The 3,551-nt window shown below is 63.7% G+C and carries 5 protein-coding genes; all 5 read left to right on the forward strand.

The window, feature by feature from the left end; all coding sequences use genetic code 11:
- Window positions 1-402: succinate dehydrogenase, cytochrome b556 subunit (gene sdhC / locus KFO72_RS41530; protein WP_225034523.1), on the forward strand; the 402-nt coding region annotated here is incomplete at its 5' end.
- Between the two features lie 4 nt (window positions 403-406).
- Window positions 407-775, forward strand: a complete 369-nt coding sequence (gene sdhD / locus KFO72_RS41535; protein ID WP_054935251.1) for a succinate dehydrogenase, hydrophobic membrane anchor protein — start codon at window positions 407-409, stop codon at window positions 773-775.
- A gap of 3 nt (window positions 776-778) precedes the next feature.
- Complete coding sequence (sdhA, locus tag KFO72_RS41540; protein WP_060604978.1) at window positions 779-2,554, forward strand: succinate dehydrogenase flavoprotein subunit; 1,776 nt, start codon at window positions 779-781, stop codon at window positions 2,552-2,554.
- A 31-nt stretch (window positions 2,555-2,585) separates the two neighbouring features.
- Entirely contained in the window at window positions 2,586-3,290 is a 705-nt protein-coding gene (locus KFO72_RS41545) for a succinate dehydrogenase iron-sulfur subunit (protein WP_054935253.1), read from the forward strand.
- Window position 3,291: 1 nt separating this feature from the next.
- The coding region (locus KFO72_RS41550; RefSeq protein WP_054935254.1) for a succinate dehydrogenase assembly factor 2 at window positions 3,292-3,551 on the forward strand (260 nt) is incomplete at its 3' end.

The raw sequence follows: 3,551 nt of genomic DNA on the forward strand, positions 1-3,551 counted from the left end.
AAAAAACCGAGGCCGGAATACCGGAACATCGGTATCGGGCAGATATTGACGGCATACCGTCTTCCTCTGGCGGGACGGGTGTCGATCCTTCACCGCGTAAGCGGCGGCCTGCTGTTCATCTGCCTGCCGTTCCTGCTGTACCTCTTCGACCAGAGCCTGACCTCTGAACTGAGCTTCGAGGTGTTCAAGGGCTTCCTGTCCAACATCGTCGTCAAGCTGATCACGCTGGTGCTGGCCTGGGCGTTCCTGTTTCACTTCTGCGCGGGCGTGCGCCATCTGGCGATGGACGTGAACCACGACGCGGTATCGAAAGAGCGCGGCAAGAGCACGTCGGTCGTCGTGCTGGCGGTGTCGTCGATCCTGACCATCGCCTTCGCGCTCAAACTGTTCGGAGCCTTCTAAAAACATGTCCGCCAATAACCGAGTTGGTTCGAAGCGCCTCGTCGTGGGCGCGCATTATGGTCTGCGCGACTGGCTCGCGCAGCGCATCACGGCCGTGATCATGGCCGTGTACACGGTCATCCTGCTCGCCTGGTTCTTCGGCGCGCACGCATTCTCTTACGACGGCTGGGCCGGGATCTTCGCCACGCAGTGGATGAAGCTCGCCACCTTCGTCACGCTGCTGGCGCTGTTCTATCACGCATGGGTCGGCATCCGGGACATCTGGATGGACTACATCAAGCCCGTCGGCACGCGGCTCGTGCTGCAGGCGTTGACGATCGTCTGGCTGCTCGCGTGTGCGGGCTACGCTGCGCAGATTCTCTGGAGAGTGTAAAGAATGGCTGCAATCAAGAATTCCCTGCCGCGCCGCAAGTTCGATGTGGTGATTGTCGGCGCAGGCGGCTCGGGGATGCGCGCGTCGCTGCAACTGGCGCGCGCGGGTCTGTCGGTGTGCGTGCTCTCGAAGGTGTTCCCGACGCGCTCGCATACGGTGGCCGCACAGGGCGGCATCGGCGCCTCGCTCGGCAACATGAGCGAAGACAACTGGCACTACCACTTCTACGACACGATCAAGGGCTCCGACTGGCTCGGCGACCAGGACGCGATCGAGTTCATGTGCCGCGAAGCGCCGAACGCCGTGTACGAACTCGAACACTTCGGCATGCCGTTCGACCGTAACGCGGACGGCACGATCTACCAGCGCCCGTTCGGCGGCCACACGGCGAACTACGGCGAGAAGCCCGTGCAGCGCGCGTGCGCGGCGGCTGACCGGACCGGCCACGCACTGCTGCACACGCTTTACCAGCAGAACGTCGCGGCGAAGACGACGTTCTTCGTCGAATGGATGGCGCTGGACCTGATCCGCGACGCCGACGGCGACGTGCTGGGCGTGACCGCGCTGGAAATGGAAACGGGCGACGTCTACATCCTCGAAGGCAAGACCACGCTGTTCGCCACGGGCGGCGCGGGCCGGATCTTCGCGGCATCGACCAATGCGTTCATCAACACGGGCGACGGCCTGGGCATGGCCGCACGCGCGGGCATCCCGCTCGAAGACATGGAATTCTGGCAATTCCACCCGACGGGCGTGGCGGGCGCGGGCGTGCTGATCACGGAAGGCGTGCGCGGCGAAGGCGGCATCCTGCGTAACTCGAACGGCGAGCGCTTCATGGAGCGCTATGCGCCGACGCTGAAGGACCTGGCGCCGCGCGACTTCGTCTCGCGCTCGATGGACCAGGAAATCAAGGAAGGCCGCGGCGTCGGTCCGAACAAGGACCACGTGCTGCTCGATCTGTCGCACATCGGCGCCGAGACGATCATGAAGCGTCTGCCGTCGATCCGCGAAATCGCGCTGAAGTTCGCGAACGTCGACTGCATCAAGGAGCCGATCCCCGTTGTGCCGACCATCCACTACCAGATGGGCGGCATTCCGACCAACATCCACGGTCAGGTGGTGGGCACCGCGAAGGGCCACGAAGACCCGATCAACGGTTTCTACGCTGTCGGCGAATGCTCGTGCGTGTCGGTGCACGGCGCGAACCGCCTGGGCACGAACTCGCTGCTCGACCTGGTGGTGTTCGGCCGCGCGGCGGGCAACCACATCGTCAAGCACGTGAAGGAAATCAAGGATCACAAGCCGCTGCCGGCCGATGCCGCTGATTTCGCGCTGTCGCGTCTGGCGAAGCTGGACAAATCGACCTCCGGCGAATACGCGCAGAACGTCGCGAACGATATCCGCTCGACCATGCAAAAGCACGCGGGCGTGTTCCGCACGTCGGCGCTGCTGGCCGAAGGCGTCGAGCGCATCCGCGAAGTGGCGGCGCGCGTTGGCGACATCCACCTGAAGGACAAGTCGAAGGTGTTCAACACGGCGCGCGTCGAGGCGCTCGAAGTGGAGAACCTGATCGAAGTGGCGCGCGCGACGATGGTGTCGGCCGAAGCGCGCAAGGAAAGCCGCGGCGCGCATGCGCAGAACGACTTCGAACATCGCGACGACGAGAACTGGCTGCGCCATACGCTGTGGTACAGCGAAGGCGACCGCCTCGACTACAAGCCGGTGCACATGAACCCGCTGACGGTCGAATCGGTGCCGCCCAAAGCGCGTACTTTCTAAGCCACACGCACAAGTCAAAGGACCCCACACAATGGCCAAGCGTACATTCGAAATCTACCGCTACGACCCGGACAAGGACGCCGCGCCGCGCATGCAGACGTACGAGATCGAGATCGACTCGCACGAGCGCATGCTGCTCGACGCGCTGGTGAAGCTGAAGGCACTGGACGAAACGCTGTCGTTCCGCCGCTCGTGCCGCGAGGGCGTGTGCGGCTCGGACGCGATGAACATCAACGGCAAGAACGGTCTGGCGTGCCTGACGAACCTGAACGACCTGCCGCAGAAGATCGTGCTGCGTCCGCTGCCGGGGCTGCCCGTGATCCGCGACCTGATCGTGGACATGACGCAGTTCTTCAACCAGTATCACTCGATCAAGCCGTACCTGATCAACGACACGCCGCCGCCGGAGAAGGAGCGTCTGCAGTCGCCGGAAGAGCGCGACGAACTCGACGGGCTGTACGAGTGCATTCTGTGCGCGAGCTGCTCGACGTCGTGCCCGAGCTTCTGGTGGAATCCGGACAAGTTCGTCGGCCCGGCGGGGCTGCTGCAGGCGTATCGTTTCATCGCGGACAGCCGCGACGAGGCGACGGGCGAGCGGCTGGACAACCTGGAAGATCCGTACCGTCTGTTCCGTTGCCATACGATCATGAACTGCGTCGACGTGTGCCCGAAGGGGCTCAATCCGACGAAGGCGATCGGCAAGATCAAGGAATTGATGGTGCGCCGGACGGTCTGAGATGGAGACATCGCATCAGTCCGACCCGCTGCGCCGTGCGCGCCTGAAGTGGCGCGCGCGGCGTGGCCTGCTGGAAAACGATCTGATCTTCGAGCGTTTTTTTAGCCGATATGAGCATGATCTCAGTGATGCGGATGTGGGCGCGCTCACGCGCCTGCTCGAACTGAGCGATAACGACCTGATGGACTTGCTGCTCGCCCGCAAGGAACCGGAGGGCGACCTCGCCGACGCCGATGTCGCGCGGGTGCTGGAGATGCTGCG

Origin of the sequence: Paraburkholderia sp. XV (genome assembly GCF_020177535.1) — a bacterium.
Lineage (GTDB): Bacteria > Pseudomonadota > Gammaproteobacteria > Burkholderiales > Burkholderiaceae > Paraburkholderia > Paraburkholderia caribensis.

Coding starts and splice junctions, on each gene's coding strand:
- sdhD (WP_054935251.1), top strand. CDS start 407: ATGTCCGCCAATAACCGAGTTGGTTCGAAGCGCCTCGTCGTGGGCGCG.
- sdhA (WP_060604978.1), top strand. CDS start 779: ATGGCTGCAATCAAGAATTCCCTGCCGCGCCGCAAGTTCGATGTGGTG.
- KFO72_RS41545 (WP_054935253.1), top strand. CDS start 2,586: ATGGCCAAGCGTACATTCGAAATCTACCGCTACGACCCGGACAAGGAC.